The following is an 18,925-nucleotide window of genomic DNA, read 5'->3' on the forward strand; positions in this document are numbered from 1 at the left end:
AATTATGATTTTTTGTTTTGTTGCTTTCTCTTTGCCTGCACAGGCCTCAGATAATCATTCGCCTCCACATATTCCAGATCCGGCGACTCTTTTATTAAATCTCTCAGGTATTTTACATGACCGGCACCTATTATAAGAATTATGCGTTCTTCAGGTCCTGAAACTATCCTGTTCAAGTTAGCAAAAATCCTGATGTTACGCTTGTACCAGTCTGCCACCAGATCAGCTCCAACGTAGTTAGTGCCTTTCCCTATGGTCATGGCCATATAATATGGCTGGTGGTGCGCCAATATATTCTCTGGCTTATTTATATCGTAGAGCAACTCCGGCAGAGTTAGCGTGGCAATTTGCTGGTTTTTTTGCTCTGTTGTTTGCTGCCCATGTGCCATAAACTCCTGCAGCTTATCCTGCTGGTTGTTTTGCTGCATAAACGCCATTACCTTCCCAAAATCAAATTCTGCATTAGCATCTACACAGTATACTTGCTGATGTCCCATCAACTTAGCCAATCTGAAGCCCAGTTGCTCTCGTTCGTTAGCTGTTAGCTGAGTTGTGCCAGCCAGATAACCTTTATACTTCAACTGTATTATTGAATCTACTTTTGGTGTGGCAAAGGCCTCTACGGCTACCTTGGTTGGCTTGTAAATTTTAAGCAGTTCCAGCACCTGCTCAATCTCCCGCTGCCGCTTTTCTGCCAGCATGTCGTCGAACTTTGGATTAAAAACGTCTAGCCCAGGATTGCCGAAGTGATAGGTTCCAACAATCAGAATCTTTGGTTTGCCTACATTAGACTGGTTGGATTGACCTGCCGCCAAAACAGGCAGCAGGCAAGCCAGAAGGTAAACAAGTAATTTTTTCATAGTCTTATTTTGAGTGGTTAATAATAATCAAATGTAAATCTGAGACTCATTTTCCGGAACAGAAGCACATCTGAAGCCGGACATAGTATAGCTGAAATGGGAAACTTACAGTGCGAAGCAGCAATCTAATTTATACTTGCTACCTGTGGTTGCGCTTCGGTTACAGCCACCTCGGGTGGGGTATAGAGATACTTTTTAGTTAGGCTGTAGCCCAAAAGGCATAGCACCTCCACGAGCAGCAGTAAATAAGGTATACCAACTATAGGCTCGCTCAGGAATTTAAGCTTCAGCAGCAGGTACTCTTCCAGGAAAAGGCCCGCGAAAAGTATAACGAACACAAACGGAAGCGTAAAGAAACCCAGGAACCATAGCCAGCGACGGCGGTTTTCGATTTGCAGAAAAGCGGCGGTTAATGGTGGTACAGTACAAATCAGGATTAGGATGATGGTAATCCAAAAGGCGATCTGAGAATCTCCGTATAGCTGCCTGGCTACCCATTGCTCATCATTATACCCCATAAAGGCAAACATAATGCGGTTAATAGGAAAGTTGGCGAAAATGAGTGCAAAGCCAAGCTGCCTGTTCCTGTTATCAGGCTTACGCAGTTTGTACCAGCCAAACCACATTAGCCCAAAGGTAAAAGCAGGCCCGGCTACGGTTGCCCAAAAACTGTTGGGGTTACCATCGCAGGAAGAGCAAAGTACAAAGGAGTTGAAGGTTTTGTAGCCCCAGCAGCCACAGATAGCCGCACCCGCTACGTGGTGTACCATCTCATGCGACAATCCGGCCAGCATTGTTAGCAGCAGGAAAGCTAGTACATACTTTAGGTTCAATCTTATTTTCATAGTTTTAAGTTTATACCCAAAACTACTTAAGACTAAACCATCGAGAAACAGACAATAGCATGAAACAGGAATAAAGAACCCTGAAGCAGGAAGATTTAGCTTTGTACCAGACTTACGCTTTGCTAAGATGCTTCAATGGTTTACAACTTTCTTTTACGCTTGCTCCTGTTACTTGTCCGTCATGGCTAAATTCCAGATGGCAGCACTCCAGAAACAGCGCTTTAAGCTTTTCACGCCCACGTTGTACCCGCGACTTAGCTCCCGAATAAGATATGCCCAACCGTTCCGCAATCTCTTTCTGGCTAATCTCTTCCAGTTCACTCAGGCGCAGTGCCTCTGCATACTCGGCAGGTAGCAGGTTAATAAGCGGTTCTACCAGTGCTTCTACATCATGCCGGGTATCTTCTGGCAGCTCGCCTTCTGCAAGCTCCAAGTCAGCTATACTTTGACGGCGGCTATTCTCCCTGAAAAAATCGTACACGGCGTTGCGCGTTATCTGGTACAGCCATGCTTTTGTATTCTTCACCTCCTGCAGCTGCTCGCAGTTTTTGTATACTTTCAGGTAGAGTTGTTGCAGAATGTCGTTAGCTTCATCTTTATCCAGTATGCGCTTTTGCACAAATCCCTTTAGTTGGGCCTCGTAAGCCAGAAACACCGGGGCAACTGCAGAACAGCTATCATCGGCTGCCCTGCCAGCATTATTTGGGGTGGTGCAGCAGTTTTCCATACTTAAATAAACGAAAATAAAATAAATATAGCAGCAACAGCAAGTATAAACAACCTGCCGTCGCTGCTATTGATGTGTTTTATTTTGTACTAAATGGCTTATACTGTCTCTGTTATTGTAGCTTTAGCGTTTGCACCCTCTCCGTATACCGTAGCCTCCCCGAAAGTATAAAACGCCTCCCAGTCTACGCCTTGCGGGTCTGTTATCCACGATTTCTCCGACTTAGCATAGCAGCAGGTGCATTTTCCCTCTTCTCGGATAGCGCCTTTTGCCTTCTTTAAACGGCCATACACTTCTGCTAATTCTTCTTCGCTCTCGGCCTGAATACCTAAGTGCTCTATACCTGCATTATCAGGGTGAAGAGAAATGGCAAAATTTATCCGCGGGTCTTCCAGCATCCACTTAGCGTAGTCTTCTTTCAGAACAATTGGGGTAGTGCCAAAGAGGGCTGTATAAAAAGCAACCGACTCATTCAACTCTTTTACTCTTACATTAACGTGAAATCTTTTCATGGCTTGTCTCCTTTCCGGTTTTTATTTATAACCTGATGACGGAGCCATCCTGAAAAAGACGCAGCCTTTTGCAAAAAATTTACATAAGACTGTTATTCAGTCTTATATCTTTAAAACAGAGGCTAAGGGATATTCTTCACAAACACTACCTGCTGAGAATCCCCTTTAATGATCTGGTTTAGAAACTCTATATATTTTGGATAAAGGTCTTTGCTGTAAGTGCCTTTGCCCATTTGAAGCGATCTAATGTATGTTACTCTCTGGCCGTCTACTTTTATACTTGTTTTGTACTCGCCAAACTCCGACTTGTGTACCGCATCCTGTGGCTTATGCTCCAATGTGTAGCCTGTTGGCAACTCATACGTTATGGTATCCAAATCCAGGAAGGCCATAGAGCGAACGACATTTGTTTTGCGGTTTTCGAGCGGCTCAGGGGCATAGCTCCACTTGTTCATCAGGTTCAACGTTAAAAACATACGCTTTCCGCTAATAGTGGCGCTCTGCCGCAGGTCCAGTTCCAGTTTTTCAGTAACAGATGGCAAGCGCTCCTTCTTCTGCTCCAGCGTGAAGTTAGTGATTTCGAAAGCCGGGATTTTAGTTTGCTGATAGATCCACTTCTTTTGCTCATCAGGCTTGTAATGGTGCATCACATCGCTGCGCGACTCCTGCTGCAGGCCTGTGTATAACGTTGATACAATTGCTTTGCCATTGCCTTTATCGTCGAGTTTTACGCTAATGGTTCGGCGCTGCACATTCTCATTAATACCATAATCAGGGGTTTTTATCAGTTTGCCTCCTTCAGGGGTAACTAATAAAGCATGGCGGCTGCCTGTGTGGCTACCATTGTACCCGGCTGCAACATCCTGGCTGGTGCACTCCAACCAGATGCCGTTATCGCCATTTGGCACATACAGCAGTACGTGGTTAAACTGACTGCTGGGGAAATCAGTCAGGATGTCATCTTCATCATCGCCGGCACGTATCAGGGCCTGATAAGAGTTAACACCCACCGCCTTTAGCATTGCTTGTGTATAGTTTGTAAGTGCTTTACAATCGCCATAACCTTTAGCATCAACAAAGCTTGCCTCGAAAGGCTGCCAACCACCTATACCTAGCTGTATAGAAACGTAGCGTGTTTTGCCTTGCAGGTACTCATATACTTTCTGTATCTTCTCTTCCGGAGTTTTAGCGCCTGCTACCATGCTCTGCAGTTTCAGTACTGTCTCGGCAGGCAACGCGTCGCGGCCTTGGTTTAATTTGTCTATAAACTGGCCATAGCTTTTCCAGCTATCCATATTGCCCTGATAGCCATCTACTTCAAATTCAGTAGGCGCTGTGCGTACGATGGGCACCAGTTCTTCCAACCCGGCTCCAGATGGCTCCTTACGTACTGGATTCAAATCTTTTACCTCCCACAAGTATACATCATGTGTAGCGGTAGCCTCCTGTTTTACTTTTGCAGCCAGATTTTTTTCGTGATAACGCAGCTTCATACCTTTTGGCATTTCTACACGCAGACTTGCCGATTCTACCTTTAGGTTCTCCTCGTCCAGTGGTATCCACATCGGATAGAACATCATGTTCTTTGAGGTAGTTTGGTACTCGTACTCTACGGTATAGGGATATGTAATGTGGATCAGATCAGCAACTTTTACTCTATTGTCATCAAACAAAGAGCTGTTAGACACTGCACTTACATCCTTAATATCGCTATTCTTAAGCTGTTTTACTTTTTTGCCGTTCGCATCGTAAAGGGTGCCTTTTATAGTGTTAACCTTACTCAGTTTATCATACGGTACATAAAGCTTGGCGCGATGGTCACCGTTCGGGTTAAGTATAGTTATTTTTGTTTTAACGGTAGTGGTAGCGTTGTTTATAGCGTTTACTGTAAAAACAGTCTCCTCAGACCGGATGATAATATTTGGTTTGTCTTCGGCTTCTGCTGTTACTATGCCTGCCGCTAAGTATAAAAAGCCGGCAACAAGCATCTTCAGAGTATAGATGTGCCTCATTTTGTGGTATTTTAAATTTAGAAAAAAAGCTCTGGGTCTATCTTATAATAAAGTCTTATTAAGACAGACCCGGAGCTTAAGCAGCTATTATCTACTTGCTGTGGCAACTTTTTTAATTACAAGCTGCTCTGCATGTTTGGCCACAATTTGATTATAGAACTCTTTTAGGTAAGGATACTCTGTTGCGTAAAACACTGCTTTGTTAATGTTGATCTTACTCATAATCTGCACCTGGTTACCTTCTCTTTCCACGAGATACATAAAGCGGCCATGCCCTTCAGGTAAGTTAACAGCGATGTTTTTAGGCGCTTCGTCTATTTCGTAGCCTTCTGGTAGTGTAAAGCGGCAAATGTATGTTTCGTCTATAGGAGTTGCAAAGTCTACCGGATACATGCGTTCCTTTAGCTTAAAAGGATTCTCCTTCTCTCCGTGACCCATCATTGGGTTTAAGTAAATTACATCGTTTACCTGTCCACTGCCCCCGGCAGTAAGGTTGTAGGTTAGGTTTAAGGAGTTGCCTAGTTCATTAAGGTTCTCAATCTTGGGCTTGCCAACTTTCAGGTTACCCACCTCTTTTGCCAGCTTTTCCATATACTTGTCTTCACCCTCTTCTTTTATTGTTTTGCGCATGTATAGGGCATTGTATCCACCAGCCGACTCTGTTCCTGTACCGGTTATATCACCTTGATTATTGATAGCTAGGTCTGCGCTAAACAACTTTATGTAATTGGATGCAGGCTTAATATCTACCCAACGATGATCGGTTTTCTTTACCAGTCTTCCCATACCATTCAGGCATCTTACCGGAAGCATACCGGCAGGTAGAAGCGGTTCTGTAGCATCCAGGAAATATTCTTTATCCCCAATTTTAACATGTGTCACTACATAATTAAATTTGGTAAGCATAGGTGGGCCATGGCGCAACTGCCCGTTATCGCGAGTGCTTAGTAGTACCGGAGAGGCATCTAATCCTGCTTCTAACAGCATAGATGTCATAAGCAGGTTAATTTCAGGTACACTTCCGGTTCCAGACTCATATACTTTGCGGATAGGGTCTTTTGTGTAAATGCCATACTTGCCATTCCAGGTCATGCGTTTTCTGACCAATTCATAGATAGCATTCATCTGCTGCTCCGGCTCCTTGTTCTTAGCCATCAGGGCTGCCAGTGTTTCTTTAAAGAAGCCGTTCCTTTTTAGCTGTATACCAAAATCTTCGTTCTCCAGCAGCTTCTTGGTTACATCGTCCCAATTACCAGTCATTACGCGCACAGGCTCGTTCGGAAATCTAACCCGCTCTAGCTCAAATTCTATTTTTGACTGATAATCACTTAGAGTGGTAATGTACTTTTCGCCTTTTAGGGCTGGCACATCTTTCATAATCCAATAGTATTCATTGTTCTGTACCTTGGTTATGTTTTCCATGGCGCTGCTTTGCTTGGTATCGTCTACAGACAAATAGCCTTGCATCAGGAACTTGTAGTCAAAATACTCAGGTATCTGAGCCCTGTACTCACTGTAGACAACCGGAATGGAATGCTGAAACTCCCATTCCCGCATTGTATAAACAAAGTCTGAGTAGATAGTATAGTTTATGTCCAACACAGAGCCCTCCTTTACATTGGGCAACGAAAACTTTTTCAGGTGTTTATACTCTGATTGTTTTTCATCAAAAACATCCTTCGACTCCAGCTTAACTTTCTGTTCTTTCCCGTCTACTAGGTTAAAAGTATAAGCTTTAATGTTGCTCACTTTTTCCTTGGTTGTACCATTTATATAGTATGGCACCGTAACATTTGCCCAGTCGTAACCAGCTTTTTTGAGAATTTTGATGCGGATATGGCGCTCAAAAACGACTTGTATTTTCTCGTTAAAAGCGAATTTAGTACTACCGTGGTCATAAAGTATAACGGCTGCCGCACTAGTATCTTTGTCATAAGACATCATTCGCAGTTCTGCTTCCTCAACTTTACCAAAGCGTTTCTGAGGGTTTTGCGCATAGCAAATAAAGCAGCACAATAAAAAAAGGGATGTAAGAGTAAACTTTGTTTTCATAGGCAATAAATAAATTTTTCAAAAGGGAGATAATTTGTAGTGATTTTGAGCAAGAAGTGTGTTACAATAATTCCTGTATTTTAACTTCAAACAAACACTAACATAAATAAAACATTATATTACTATATAGACAATGTTTTAGACAACTTTATTTATCCGATGTTATCCACTGTAAGTAATATTGACAGGAACCAGGCTTATATAATGTATTTACTTAAACCCATTTTAGCCACAACAAGAAAGCTACTGTTACTTTTTTTGCTTTGCACTTGCACTGTATCTCTAGCTCAAGGCAAGGCTAGTGACCGCAAGGCCCTAAAGGCGAAAACAGCTATGATAAAAGCTTCAGGAGGTGAAAAAGCTTTAAATGCTATTAATCTTTTTAGCTACTCTATTCTAAAAACTTCCTATGGTACTGATACTATTACAACTCGAACTGATTATATTTTAGATTTAAGCCGACAGTATGTGGAGGAGAAGCAGTTTACTGATATCGACTCTACAATTAGATGGACTGATGCTACCGGTGCATGGATTATACTGAATGGCAATAAGTCAAAACTGCCAGAGGATGAAATCAAGCGATTGCAGCGCATACTGCTCACAAATTTTATATCTATGCTCAAAAACGATGCACTAGAGTACGTGTATAAAGAAAGTACTTCTTATAAAGGCAAGACTGTTGATATAATAAAAGTATATACCCCCAGCAGACAGAATTTAGTACTGGATCTTTTTATAGATAGTGAGAATGGCCAAATACTTACGTCATCTAAGCCTGATCCAGAAACAGGCAAGTATTCTTATTATGCCGATGAACTAGATTACCAGCATATTGGTGAAGGTGTGAAATTTCCTTTGGTTTACCAAGTGTGGATTGGAGGTAAAATAGTAACCGAAGGACGATTTATGGATGTGGTAGTAAGAAAATAAACCAAAGCGGCGGCCAAGGGTGATTAGTTGTAAGGCTAAAAGCGCCGCCGCTTTGGTTTATTCTATAGGAAGGATGAATAATTAACTTTGTTTTTCCAGAAGTTGCGGCAAGCTTCGCGCTGTTCCTCTATGAATTTGGAATCTCGCTTTAATTCTTTCCAATTTCCAAGTCCAAGCCGCTCACATAATCTGAAGAAGCTATCGCCTTGGTTCTTCTGACCTTTTGTTTGAACGAGGCTGCTTAGCAAGGGTCTACCGTTCTTGTACTCACTCTCTGATATTTCATCAATAACTTCTGTAAGCATTGATTTTTCGTAGGAGTTTTCGAGGTTAAGGCCTAGCTCGGCTTCGTAAATAAGGTTTTGGAAGGTCATCAGATTAGCCCTGCCGCGAGCTACTTGAATGAGTTTCTTTCGTACGCGTGTATTCATGGTATGAAAAGTATTTAGAGACAGACAAGCTTTAGCAGGAGGCTAAGTAGCCCAAAGCATTGCCCATGTTTAAAATAAAAGATCTATATATTAAATTTAACGTATCTTTTGCCGGAATGGTTTCGTAGGAAGCGCGATTTAACGTATAAACGTTAGAAACAGTTTAATTATTTTGTTTCCAGCTGCAGTCTTGGCTGCTTTTCAGAAAGGTATTTCCAGTATCGTTTGGGGATGTGCCTCAAGTGTAACTTCGGATTTTTCCGCTCTGGAATGTTTACGTGGTCAAAGTATACTTGCCATAGCTGCTTATACTTGTCTTCCTCCTCCGAAAAGATATTATTTGCCGCTGAACTGGTACGCTTATCTGGCTGTGACTCCAGATTTACCAGCGTTACTGCGTTTAAATCGTAAAAGGCGCCGTACTTGCGCTGCGTGTCATAAATAACCCACCGCTGATCTGCATAGCGCTTTTCAAAGTGTTGGATAATCAGGGGCAGCACATTAAAATCAGGAGAGATGGTGGCATAGTATAAATCATCTGCCGTTTTCTGGAATCGCACAAAGGCCTCCATACGGTGCTTCTCCCTGAACATTTGCTTTGCTGCCTGCTGCACCCGCAACACACATGAAGCGGCGTAGTTGTCTTCTATACATTCTTTAGAATCTATAGCCAGCTTCATATAATCAAACAGCAGCATCTCGAACCCCGGTTGCTCCCACAGGTATGTATGATATAAGGCCTTAAGCGCACCAACCGATAGCTTCTTCTGTAGGCCTTTCCATACACGGCTTACTTTTTCCTCGTCGGTGGTTACGGCTATGTTCTGGCCAAACATACTTGGCTGCGCCAGATGCTCCTGCTCAATGGTATGGGGCCAGGTTTTGCGCTCGTAAGCCTCAAACACTACTGTCAGCAGTCCTTCAAAAGTGCCGTCGTAAGTGTAAAGCCCCATAGTAATTTTATTTGTGGCTGTTTGTTCCTGCCTTGCTTTTCTCACCGCCCTCTGCCTGCATCCTCGACGAAAGGTTCTTCAGCTGTGGCACCAGCATATTCAGTTTGCAGTAAAGGGAAACACGGGCTACTTTCTGGTTTTTTCTCATGACTATAACTTTCTTAGCTTGTATGGTTTGACTCGTATTAGATGATTTCTTTTTATTGGAGGCCATGGCACTAATAATAAAATTTAGCCTACTTGTTTAAACAAGTCCAACTGCTGCGTTAGCAGGGAACTTCTCACTGAGCCGTCACCAAACAGAATGCGGCGCTTCAGGGTCTGAGAATCAAAGTCCTGACGATACATTGTTTTTGTCTGGCAGGTGATAAAATATTTTGCACGTTTAAGCACCACTCCCATCTGGCGCAGGTTATCGAAGTTAAGCGGTGTAAACCGCCTTGCCGACACTATTTTCTTTGCCGACTTTACTCCTATTCCCGGCACGCGCAAGATCATCTCATAATCGGCAGTATTAATCTCTACCGGGAACATGTGGCGGTTTCGTAATGCCCAACCTAATTTTGGGTCAATATCAAGGTCGAGGTGTGGGTTTTGCTCATCTACTATCTCCTGCACGTTAAACCCATAGAAGCGCATTAGCCAGTCGGCTTGGTAAATGCGATTTTCACGGATAATGGGCGGCTCTGTTATAATAGGCAACCTGTTGTCGCTACTGATAGGCACATAGCCGGAGTAGTAAACACGCTTTAGACTATAGTCTTTGTAAAGCTGGTTAGACAGCTGCAGAATCTGGTGGTCGTTCTCGGCAGATGCGCCAACTATAAGCTGTGTACTCTGCCCCGCCGGAGCAAACGCCGGCGCCGACTTAAACAGCTGTTTTTCCTCTTTTGCAAGTATAAGTTGATCTTTAATGCTACCCATCGGCAGCAATATCTCTGAGTAGTTCTTCTCCGGGGCAAGTTGCTGCAGACTCATTTCAGAGGGTAACTCAATGTTTACACTTAACCTATCAGCGTACAAACCTGCCTCCTTTATGAGTTCGTCGCTGGCTCCAGGGATGGTCTTCAGATGGATATATCCATTAAACTTTTCCTCCTGACGCAGCTTTTTAGCCACACGCACCAACCGCTCCATCGTATAGTCAGCATTTTTGAAAATGCCTGAGCTCAGAAAGAGTCCCTCTATGTAGTTTCGGCGGTAAAAGTTGACAGTAAGATCCACTACTTCCTGCACCGTAAATGCAGCCCGCTTTACATCGTTGCTTTTGCGGGTAACACAGTAAGCACAGTCGAATATGCAATGGTTAGTAAGCAGTATCTTCAGCAGTGAAACGCAACGACCGTCTTCAGTATAGCTATGGCAAATTCCCATGCCTTCAGCATTACCTAATCCTTTATTCTCATTTTTGCGTTTTCCACCGCTGGATGAGCAGGAAACATCATACTTGGCAGCATCTGCTAATATCTTTAGTTTCTCAGTTATTCTGCTTTCCATTTACTTTACATTTTTGTTTCTGCAACGGTTTAAAGATAACACTTTATAGCTTAATCACCCAATATTATTAGCAATTTTTATAAACCTACTTATCAACAATTCTAATTATGCTAATACATTTAGCAAAAACCATCTGAGACAGCCAACCCAAAATTGCTCTCTATTTAAAATCGGCAACGTTACCACACATCTGCAGTATTAATTCGTTATATTAGAAAGATTAATTATTCCGCTACCCGTACCCATGCATCCAGTACACCCCAATGTAAAACAGCTACTTTGCTCCATGCTTTTTGGCCTGATGTTGCTGTACACGCAGGTGTGCTCTGCCCAAGATCCGGTAAAGCCTAAACAGGACAGTGTAACAGCCCAACAGGATACCACCAAACAAAAATTTGATGAGCGTATTCTAGATAATCTCCGTCGCATGTCTGAGCGGAAAACCATTATGGGCAAACTGCTTGATGCTATACTTGAATTTGACCGGAAAGAGCAAGAAGTATATGGTTTGGATGTGGAGCTAATACAGCGGGAGTATGAGAAGCACAACTACAAGATTGTAAGGCGCCTCGACATCGTAACACTAGATGCATTTGGCTACTCCATAAACGATTCTACACGTGTGCCACGCAATTTTTTTGAGAAAGCTGGCAATGCCATTCATATCAAAACCAGTCGCGGGCTGGTGCGGAACCAACTGCTGTTCAGACGGAACGAGCCACTTGAGCCCTTAGCTTTAATAGAATCAGAACGCTTACTTCGCCAGACGGATTATTTGCTGGATGCCCGTATTGTAGTCAACGAAATAACTACCACCGACGATAGTGTGGATGTTTATGTAGTCACGAAAGACGTTTTTAGTATGGGCGGTTCCGGTTCCTTCACTCCATCGTCGGGCAGAGGCAGAATTTCCCTGCGCGAGCTTAATTTTTTGGGACGAGGCCACCAGGTACGCGGCACTTACCGATTTAACATGAACCGTCCTCGCCCCTGGGAGGCGTCCGGCGCATACTCTATACCAAACATCAGCCGTACTTATATAGGCGCCGACCTGGTTTATACTGACGAGAATTATTATAAAGAGAAAAGCGCTTACCTGCACCGCGACTTCTTCGCTACCAACACCAAGTATGCGGGCGCAGTGGGATATGCCGACATCGAGGAGCAGATCTTACTGCCGTTTGCCCCAGGAGACTCCATTGCACGTTTCGGCGACCTAAAGTATAACCGAAAAGACGTCTGGCTGGGGCGGGCATTTAAGTTTAAAACATACCACTTAGGCTACGAGCCACGCGGAAGACTGATAGTTGGCCTGCGGATGATAGACACGGATTACTCAAAAATCCCAACTGATAACTTTCAAAGTAACGTATTGATGCTGGGAAGTATAGGCTATAGTGTGCGCAAATACTACAAAGACCGCTACTTATTTGGATTTGGCAGAACCGAGGATATTCCGGCAGGTACACTGGTTTCTTTTACAAGCGGCTACGAAAAAGGAAACGTAACAGAACGGAGATATTTTGCCGCCTCTACGTCCTATGCCAGGTACCGCACCCAAACCGGCTACTTTTATGGCAGCGCGACCTGGGGCTCTTTTATCCGCGACGACAGATGGGAACAAGGCGTACTGGAGCTGGAAAGTTTATACTTTACTGGATTAAAGGAATGGGGCAACTGGAAGCTAAGGCATTACATACAAGGTAGGGCCACCTTCGGCATTAACCGCAATCCCGAAGAACTGCTCGCTATAAACAACGAAAGCGGACTGCGGGGCTTCAGGTCAGATCTGCTGAGGGGCTCACGGCGCGTTACTTTTAACTATGAAGCCAACCTGTACACGCCATTCTCGCTGTTAGGCTTCAGGCTGGCAGCCGTTATGTTTGCAGATGTTGCTTGGCTGTCAACGGGCAACAAGAGTTCGCCTTTCAAAAACACCCCATACCGTGGCTATGGCATCGGGTTCCGTTTCAGAAACGAGTACCTCTCCTTTAGCACCATTCAGTTATTGCTAAGCTATTATCCTAAGCTGCCGCCAAACGAGAACTTTGATAGTTTTAGAATTCTGGAGTCATCGCGCCCATATTATGATTTTACCGACTTCCGGTTTACTCGCCCTGGCGTGGCAAACTTCAGGTAATTGAATTTCTACAATGCGCTTAACCTACTGATTTATAATTTGTTTTACTCCATAGCTGTTAGCCGACGCTATTCTTTAACAGCACGCAGTTAAACTTTACAGTTTTTACACAGTCTAAACCTAACAATAGGTTAATCCTGCTTTCAGGCCTCTGCGCTTTTTGTTAGTTTTGTAAAGCAGCACATTATACTCCAATCAAACAAAATGGTAGAACTAGGCGATTACAACGAACTGGAAATTGCACGCGAAGTAGATTTTGGCGTTTACTTAACCTCTGAGGATGGCGACATACTGCTTCCTACAAAGTATATTCCGGAGGGTGCCCAGGTAGGTGACCGCGTACGTGTATTCATCTACCGCGACTCGGAGGACCGTATGATCGCCACTAACCTGCACCCTTACGCCACGGTTGGGCAGTTTGCCTGCCTTACCTGCACCGACGTTACCCCGTTTGGCGCTTTCCTGGATTGGGGACTGGAGAAGGACCTGCTGGTGCCGCTCAATAACCAGAAAGACAAGATGCAGGTAGGCAAAAAATATTGCGTGTATTTATACTTAGACGATGCCTCGGATCGTGTGGTGGCCACCTCCAAATTAGGCAAATACTTGCAAAACGAGCACATTCAGCTAACAGAGAACGAAGAAGTGCAGTTGTTGGTGGCAGGCTTTACTGATCTTGGCATCAAAGTAATTATCAACAACGCTTACATGGGTATGCTGTACCGCAACGAAGTGTTTAAAGACCTGCACCTAGGCGACACCCCAACAGGCTACATCAAGCACATACGCCCTGACAACAAAATAGACGTTACGCTACGCGCACCAGGAGCCACACAAAAAACAGAGTCTGATGAGGCCTCTGATAAAATTCTGCGGTTACTGCGCGAAGGCCGTGGTTGGCTTCCGCTATCAGATAACAGCACTCCGGAAGATATTTACCAGACATTGGCTATGAGTAAGAAGACATTTAAAAGAGCTATTGGCGGCCTCTACAAAGCCGGACTGATTACTTTGGAGGACGACAGCATCCGCCTTAAATAACACATGATCCATACTCACTTAAACAAAACACTTAACCTTTAACAGCTGCGTTGCACCTTCCGCAGCCAAGTATAATGTATTACAAACTTTTACCACTTATTACCGCATTCTGCGTTATTACCAATCTAGCCTTTGCCGATAAAAACAATCCTGAGGCAACTACAAAATTTAAAACCACTACAGCTCAGCGTACTATCCAGGCGCCAGTGCTGGATGGTGTTTTAGAGCCGGAAGTATGGCTAACAGTAATGCCTGCCACTAACTTCATTCAGTTCGACCCAATTAACGGCAAACCCTCAAAACAGAATACGGAAGTGTACATGCTGTATGATAACGATGCCATCTATATTGGGGCAATGATGTACGACACCGCTCCCGATTCTATACTTACACAACTAGGCGACCGAGACTCCGGTGAGAATAACTCTGATATGTTCGGCGTGTACCTGGATACTTACAATGACAAACAAAATGCCTTTGCCTTTCTTGTGTCGGCAGCGGGTGTGCAAACAGATATAAAAATCTCCCAGGGTAGAGAGGACATCAACTGGGATGCCGTGTGGGCCAGTAATGTAAAGCGAAACCAACAAGGATGGACAGTAGAAATACGAATACCCTATGGTGCAATCCGCTTTCCGAAAGCGGCCGTGCAAACCTGGGGCGTAAACTATATGCGTATTATCCGGCGCACGCGCGAAAAATCATATTGGAATCACGTTAATAACTCTGTTTCAGGGTTTGTGAACCAGGAAGGCCGTGCCGTTGGTATTGAAAGTATAGAGTCGCCGGTGAGGTTACAGTTCACGCCATACGTATCAGGTTATGTTAACCATTATCCCTCTAATGTTGAAGGCAAAAGCAATTACAGCTACTCTGTAAATGGCGGTATGGATGTGAAGTATGGCATTAACGACGCCTTTACCTTAGATGTAACTTTAATCCCGGACTTCGGACAAACACAGTCAGATAACCAAGTGCAGAACTTATCGCCTTTCGAAGTGAAGTTTAGCGAAAACCGCCAGTTCTTTACGGAGGGTACAGAATTATTTAATAAAGCAGGATTGTTTTACTCCCGCCGTATTGGTGGTACTCCCCTTTTACATGGCAAAGCAAAAACCTTTCTAAGTGACGGCGAGACACTGGAAGAAAACCCGGATGTTAGTAGCTTGGTAAACGCCGCTAAAGTATCTGGTAGAACTCGCAATGGCCTTGGCATTGGTATTTTTAATGCACTTACCCGCAATATGTTTGCCACAGCCAAAAACGAGGAAGGCGAAACCCGCGAAATCCTGACAGACCCGTTCACTAACTATAATGTGTTTGTATTGGACCAGACACTGCGCAACAACTCCTTTGTTACGTTTACCAACACCAATGTTACCCGCTCACAGGATTTTTACGATGCCAATGTTTCGGGTATTCAGCTTCGCTTCGCAGACAGAACAAACACCTATGCCGTGCGTGCCGGTGGTAACGTAAGCCAGTTATTTGGCAAACATGAAGGGGAAGATGTAACGCTGGGCCACCAGTATAACATCAATCTAGCAAAAGTAAGCGGCAACTTTAAGTATAGCCTGAACCACAGCGTAGAGTCTGACAAGTATGATATTAACGATCTGGGCTACATCAGGAACAACAACGAAGTAAGCACTTCGGCGCAAGTAAATTATAACTTCTATCAGCCTATCTGGAAATTCTTAAGCTGGAATAATCGCCTGAACGTGAACCATAGCATGCTGTATGCTCCGCGTGAGTTTGTAAGTACGAACTTTGGCGGGGGCCATTCTGTAAAGTTCCGCAGCTTTACCAGTGCGCACATTAACTGGTCAGTGAGAACCGGCAATGCCTACGACTATTTTGAGGCCCGTACTTTCCCGAGGGTGTTTGTTAAGCCGCCGGCCTTCGAAGCCAGCAGCGGCATCTCCACAGATTATCGCAAACGCCTGGCATTTGATGCATCTTTGGGCCATTGGGAGTCTGACCGCTACAACCAAAGCAACTGGTGGGGCAGCTTTAACCCACGATTCAGGGTAAATGATAAGCTACTGCTGGTAAACGGCAACAACTATAGTATAGAAAAGCACAACATCGGGTTTGCCAAAAAAGAAGGCGGCAACATTATTTTCGGTGACCGTGATTTGAATGTACTTACAACCACTCTTAACGGCTCATACATATTTAATAACAAAACAGGCATTTCGTTAAATATGCGCCATTACTGGTTCAGGGCAAAGTATAACTCTTACTATAGCCTTACAAGCGATGGACAGCTAGAGCCGATAGAAGCGAGTGTAAATAACATCAACACCAATATATTTAACGTTGACCTGGTGTATACCTGGCGTTTTGCACCGGGCAGCGAATTGCGTGTGGTTTGGAAGAATGCGATCCAGGATAAGAGCAATACCCTGACTCCACTTTATTTCGACAATCTTTCACGCACCATGAGTGCCCCTCAAAACAATAACTTTTCTGTTAAATTACTGTACTTTATAGACTATATCGCCATCAAAAACGTACTTTCTGCATAAGCCATTTCTATGCAGAAAGTACGATATGCACTTATTGCCGGAGCCAGCGGGTTAGTAGGAAGCCATTGCCTTGATCTGCTGCTAAAAAGCGACAGGTACAGCCAAGTAATATCTATAGGCCGACGCGATTTACCCCTGCTGCACCCCAAACTGGAGCAAAGAGTAGTAGATTTTAACAAACTGCAGCAGTATGCCGCCGAACTAGCCGTAGATGATGTCTTCTGCTGTTTGGGCACTACCATCAAAAAAGCCGGATCAAAAGAAGCCTTCTACAAAGTAGACCATACTTATGTGGTAGATTTGGCAAAGGTAACCGCTGCTAAAGGAGCGTCTCAGTTTATAGTAATATCTGCCCTAGGAGCCGATGCCAGTTCTATGTTCTTTTACAACAAAGTAAAAGGAGAGATGGAGCGTGATGTACAACAGGCCGGATTTGAGGCGGTGCACATACTTAGGCCATCGCTGCTGCTCGGCGAACGTACCGAACAGCGCACCGGCGAAGAAGTAGCCTTCAAGCTTATGAAGCCCCTCAGCGGACTGATGATAGGGCCGCTGAAAAAGTATAAACCCATAGAAGCCGAGACAGTGGCCAGAGCCATGCTATACGTGGCGGCACAGCAGCAAAAGGGTACGCACATCTACCCTTCCGACGACATTGCAGCATTAGGGGCTAAACTGTAGCCTGAGTTATGCCGTAAGCTGCTTGCAACTACTTTTATACTTTATGCACGCACAGCACTTACACCACGTCTTCCCGAAAGCTTCTCAATACGACCCGGAGTGGGTGCGAAAGCACTCTATGGGCGAAAACGTGCTATTTAACCTGGAGAGCCTTACCAAATCGCTGAACCTGAAGCCCAGCATGCGCGTGCTTGACCTTGGATGCGGCAAAGCCATCAGTTCTATATTCCTGGCTAAAGAGTTCGGTGTTAAAGTATGGGCCGTTGACGAAGCCGTGTCTGCCAGCGATAACTACCAGCGCATCCGCGAAGAAGACTGCGAAGACCTTGTAGTACCCATCGAAGCTGATGCCCGCGCCCTGCCTTTCGCTGAAGAATATTTTGATGTAGTGATTGTAGTAGACTCTTATACTTACTTTGGTACAGACGAAAAATACCTGCCCTACATAGCCCGCTTTATAAAACCTGGTGGTTACATTGCCATTGTAGATGTATGTTTTACCAAAGAAATTGAAACGCTTGACCAGGTACCTGACTTCCTGCAGGAAGATTACCAAAACTACTGGTACTTTGTGCATACCATAGACTGGTGGAAGAAGCTATGGGAGAAGACTGGCCTTGTAGAAGTGCAGGCAGCAAAGCTCCTGAACGAAGCTGACCTTGTGCGCGAAAACTATGTCAAAGATTTTAAAGACTCAGACGAACCTGACCCCTTTGCCAAAGCGTTGGAGCTTGATGAACAGCACTTTATCTCCTTTTTTAAATTAATTGGCTGCCGCACTAAAAAAACAGTGTACCTCCAGGATTATAAAGTTGAACTTAAAAATCAGGACAGTACACAATAAACACAGATAACTCCGTTAGAAGTAGTAATTTTGCCTGACCTAAAGCCTATAAACAGGCTCAGGCAAATACTAATCTTTCAATTTTTTTATACCTAAATGAAAACTTTATTACGCATTACTTTTGTATTGGCTGTAACGCTGAGTGTGAGTGTTGGAGCTCAGGCACAAAGTGGCTACACCACAGGTATAGGTCTGAGAGGCGGTGTTGCCTCCGGTCTTACTATTAAACATTTTATTAAGAGCGATGCTGCTATTGAGGGTATCATCAGCACTAACTTCAGACACAGGGGCGCAGTAATTACCGTACTTTACGAGAAACATGCGCAAGCTTTTAACGCAAGAGGTTTGCAGTGGTATTATGGTATCGGTGGGCACGTTGGCTTTCATGACGGTCGCCATTATTATGACCGCGACCATAAGCATTATTACGATGATCGTGTCGTAGCTTTAGGTATTGATGGTGTATTGGGTCTGGAGTACTACATCCGCGACATTCCGTTTACCATCGGTGCAGACATTAAGCCATACATAAATATACCAAGCGGTGGTGGCTTCTGGGACAGCGCCCTACATGTGCGTTATGTGTTTTAATTGTTAACTTATCAACCGCTGATTTTTGAAATCAGCAAAGTATAAAAGAGAAGGCCTTGCTTTACTGTAGCAAGGCCTTCTCTTTTATAAGCATTTAGCCAGCACTAGTGTGTTATGTTGTATATAAACCTACCAACAGACTCTCCTACCATCAGACCTACACAAAAAAGTATAACAACCACAAAAAGAAGTACAAGAAGAGAAAATTTTGCCTTGGCAGTGCTACAGGTAGTAAAGAATTTCATCATGGGGTGTTAGTCAAAGTATAGTTCTCC

At 44.1% G+C, this 18,925-nt stretch carries 17 protein-coding genes; 7 read left to right on the plus strand and 10 right to left on the minus strand.

Annotation, left to right across the window (positions count from 1 at the left end; all coding sequences use genetic code 11):
• Positions 1–2: 2 nt before the first annotated feature.
• The 6 genes from H8S84_RS12415 to H8S84_RS12440 all read right to left on the minus strand — a co-directional run bounded on the left by H8S84_RS12415 (position 3) and on the right by H8S84_RS12440 (position 7,008).
• Positions 3–860: a DUF5694 domain-containing protein gene (locus H8S84_RS12415; RefSeq protein WP_187067658.1), complete on the minus strand. Its 858-nt coding sequence runs from the start codon at positions 858–860 to the stop codon at positions 3–5.
• Between the two features lie 125 nt (positions 861–985).
• Positions 986–1,705: a hypothetical protein gene (locus tag H8S84_RS12420; protein WP_187067659.1), complete on the minus strand. Its 720-nt coding sequence runs from the start codon at positions 1,703–1,705 to the stop codon at positions 986–988.
• Positions 1,706–1,817: 112 nt separating this feature from the next.
• A complete protein-coding gene (gene sigZ, locus H8S84_RS12425; protein ID WP_187067660.1) occupies positions 1,818–2,432 on the minus strand; it encodes an RNA polymerase sigma factor SigZ in 615 nt (204 codons plus the stop codon).
• 98 nt (positions 2,433–2,530) lie between these two features.
• Entirely contained in the window at positions 2,531–2,944 is a 414-nt protein-coding gene (locus H8S84_RS12430) for an ArsI/CadI family heavy metal resistance metalloenzyme (RefSeq protein ID WP_187067661.1), read from the minus strand.
• A gap of 122 nt (positions 2,945–3,066) precedes the next feature.
• On the minus strand, positions 3,067–4,956 hold the full coding sequence (locus H8S84_RS12435) for a DUF3857 domain-containing protein (protein ID WP_187067662.1): 1,890 nt from the start codon (positions 4,954–4,956) through the stop codon (positions 3,067–3,069).
• A gap of 87 nt (positions 4,957–5,043) precedes the next feature.
• Positions 5,044–7,008, minus strand: coding sequence for a DUF3858 domain-containing protein (locus H8S84_RS12440; RefSeq protein ID WP_187067663.1), 1,965 nt, complete (start codon positions 7,006–7,008; stop codon positions 5,044–5,046).
• Between the two features lie 204 nt (positions 7,009–7,212).
• Between H8S84_RS12440 and H8S84_RS12445 the strand changes: the two genes are divergently transcribed.
• A complete protein-coding gene (locus H8S84_RS12445; RefSeq protein ID WP_187067664.1) occupies positions 7,213–7,941 on the plus strand; it encodes a hypothetical protein in 729 nt (242 codons plus the stop codon).
• A 62-nt stretch (positions 7,942–8,003) separates the two neighbouring features.
• On the opposite strand, the gene H8S84_RS12450 is transcribed toward H8S84_RS12445, so the two are convergent.
• The 4 genes from H8S84_RS12450 to H8S84_RS12465 all read right to left on the minus strand — a co-directional run bounded on the left by H8S84_RS12450 (position 8,004) and on the right by H8S84_RS12465 (position 10,822).
• A complete protein-coding gene (locus H8S84_RS12450) occupies positions 8,004–8,372 on the minus strand; it encodes a hypothetical protein (protein WP_230407164.1) in 369 nt (122 codons plus the stop codon).
• A gap of 167 nt (positions 8,373–8,539) precedes the next feature.
• Positions 8,540–9,325: a TIGR03915 family putative DNA repair protein gene (locus H8S84_RS12455; RefSeq protein ID WP_187067665.1), complete on the minus strand. Its 786-nt coding sequence runs from the start codon at positions 9,323–9,325 to the stop codon at positions 8,540–8,542.
• A 7-nt stretch (positions 9,326–9,332) separates the two neighbouring features.
• Positions 9,333–9,473: a hypothetical protein gene (locus H8S84_RS12460; protein WP_187067666.1), complete on the minus strand. Its 141-nt coding sequence runs from the start codon at positions 9,471–9,473 to the stop codon at positions 9,333–9,335.
• An 83-nt stretch (positions 9,474–9,556) separates the two neighbouring features.
• Complete coding sequence (locus H8S84_RS12465; RefSeq protein WP_187067667.1) at positions 9,557–10,822, minus strand: putative DNA modification/repair radical SAM protein; 1,266 nt, start codon at positions 10,820–10,822, stop codon at positions 9,557–9,559.
• A gap of 244 nt (positions 10,823–11,066) precedes the next feature.
• Between H8S84_RS12465 and H8S84_RS12470 the strand changes: the two genes are divergently transcribed.
• The 6 genes from H8S84_RS12470 to H8S84_RS12495 all read left to right on the plus strand — a co-directional run bounded on the left by H8S84_RS12470 (position 11,067) and on the right by H8S84_RS12495 (position 18,650).
• Positions 11,067–12,962, plus strand: a complete 1,896-nt coding sequence (locus tag H8S84_RS12470; protein ID WP_187067668.1) for a BamA/TamA family outer membrane protein — start codon at positions 11,067–11,069, stop codon at positions 12,960–12,962.
• A 204-nt stretch (positions 12,963–13,166) separates the two neighbouring features.
• Positions 13,167–14,003, plus strand: coding sequence for a CvfB family protein (locus tag H8S84_RS12475; protein WP_187067669.1), 837 nt, complete (start codon positions 13,167–13,169; stop codon positions 14,001–14,003).
• Between the two features lie 74 nt (positions 14,004–14,077).
• Positions 14,078–16,534 carry a DUF5916 domain-containing protein gene (locus tag H8S84_RS12480; protein WP_187067670.1) on the plus strand — a complete coding sequence of 819 codons (2,457 nt, stop codon included), beginning with the start codon at positions 14,078–14,080 and terminating at the stop codon, positions 16,532–16,534.
• A gap of 9 nt (positions 16,535–16,543) precedes the next feature.
• Positions 16,544–17,215: an oxidoreductase gene (locus tag H8S84_RS12485; RefSeq protein ID WP_187067671.1), complete on the plus strand. Its 672-nt coding sequence runs from the start codon at positions 16,544–16,546 to the stop codon at positions 17,213–17,215.
• Between the two features lie 43 nt (positions 17,216–17,258).
• Positions 17,259–18,059, plus strand: a complete 801-nt coding sequence (locus tag H8S84_RS12490; RefSeq protein ID WP_187067672.1) for an SAM-dependent methyltransferase — start codon at positions 17,259–17,261, stop codon at positions 18,057–18,059.
• Between the two features lie 96 nt (positions 18,060–18,155).
• Positions 18,156–18,650: a hypothetical protein gene (locus tag H8S84_RS12495; RefSeq protein WP_187067673.1), complete on the plus strand. Its 495-nt coding sequence runs from the start codon at positions 18,156–18,158 to the stop codon at positions 18,648–18,650.
• The last annotated feature ends 275 nt before the right edge of the window (positions 18,651–18,925 follow it).

This window comes from Pontibacter cellulosilyticus, assembly GCF_014306105.1.
GTDB lineage: Bacteria > Bacteroidota > Bacteroidia > Cytophagales > Hymenobacteraceae > Pontibacter > Pontibacter cellulosilyticus.

Excerpts from the sequence above, each read along its gene's own strand:
- H8S84_RS12415 (WP_187067658.1), bottom strand. The coding sequence starts at position 860 with ATGAAAAAATTACTTGTTTACCTTCTGGCTTGCCTGCTGCCTGTTTTG.
- H8S84_RS12420 (WP_187067659.1), bottom strand. The coding sequence starts at position 1,705 with ATGAAAATAAGATTGAACCTAAAGTATGTACTAGCTTTCCTGCTGCTA.
- sigZ (WP_187067660.1), bottom strand. The coding sequence starts at position 2,432 with ATGGAAAACTGCTGCACCACCCCAAATAATGCTGGCAGGGCAGCCGAT.
- H8S84_RS12430 (WP_187067661.1), bottom strand. The coding sequence starts at position 2,944 with ATGAAAAGATTTCACGTTAATGTAAGAGTAAAAGAGTTGAATGAGTCG.
- H8S84_RS12435 (WP_187067662.1), bottom strand. The coding sequence starts at position 4,956 with ATGAGGCACATCTATACTCTGAAGATGCTTGTTGCCGGCTTTTTATAC.
- H8S84_RS12440 (WP_187067663.1), bottom strand. The coding sequence starts at position 7,008 with ATGAAAACAAAGTTTACTCTTACATCCCTTTTTTTATTGTGCTGCTTT.
- H8S84_RS12445 (WP_187067664.1), top strand. The coding sequence starts at position 7,213 with ATGTATTTACTTAAACCCATTTTAGCCACAACAAGAAAGCTACTGTTA.
- H8S84_RS12450 (WP_230407164.1), bottom strand. The coding sequence starts at position 8,372 with ATGAATACACGCGTACGAAAGAAACTCATTCAAGTAGCTCGCGGCAGG.
- H8S84_RS12455 (WP_187067665.1), bottom strand. The coding sequence starts at position 9,325 with ATGGGGCTTTACACTTACGACGGCACTTTTGAAGGACTGCTGACAGTA.
- H8S84_RS12460 (WP_187067666.1), bottom strand. The coding sequence starts at position 9,473 with ATGAGAAAAAACCAGAAAGTAGCCCGTGTTTCCCTTTACTGCAAACTG.
- H8S84_RS12465 (WP_187067667.1), bottom strand. The coding sequence starts at position 10,822 with ATGGAAAGCAGAATAACTGAGAAACTAAAGATATTAGCAGATGCTGCC.
- H8S84_RS12470 (WP_187067668.1), top strand. The coding sequence starts at position 11,067 with ATGCATCCAGTACACCCCAATGTAAAACAGCTACTTTGCTCCATGCTT.
- H8S84_RS12475 (WP_187067669.1), top strand. The coding sequence starts at position 13,167 with ATGGTAGAACTAGGCGATTACAACGAACTGGAAATTGCACGCGAAGTA.
- H8S84_RS12480 (WP_187067670.1), top strand. The coding sequence starts at position 14,078 with ATGTATTACAAACTTTTACCACTTATTACCGCATTCTGCGTTATTACC.
- H8S84_RS12485 (WP_187067671.1), top strand. The coding sequence starts at position 16,544 with ATGCAGAAAGTACGATATGCACTTATTGCCGGAGCCAGCGGGTTAGTA.
- H8S84_RS12490 (WP_187067672.1), top strand. The coding sequence starts at position 17,259 with ATGCACGCACAGCACTTACACCACGTCTTCCCGAAAGCTTCTCAATAC.
- H8S84_RS12495 (WP_187067673.1), top strand. The coding sequence starts at position 18,156 with ATGAAAACTTTATTACGCATTACTTTTGTATTGGCTGTAACGCTGAGT.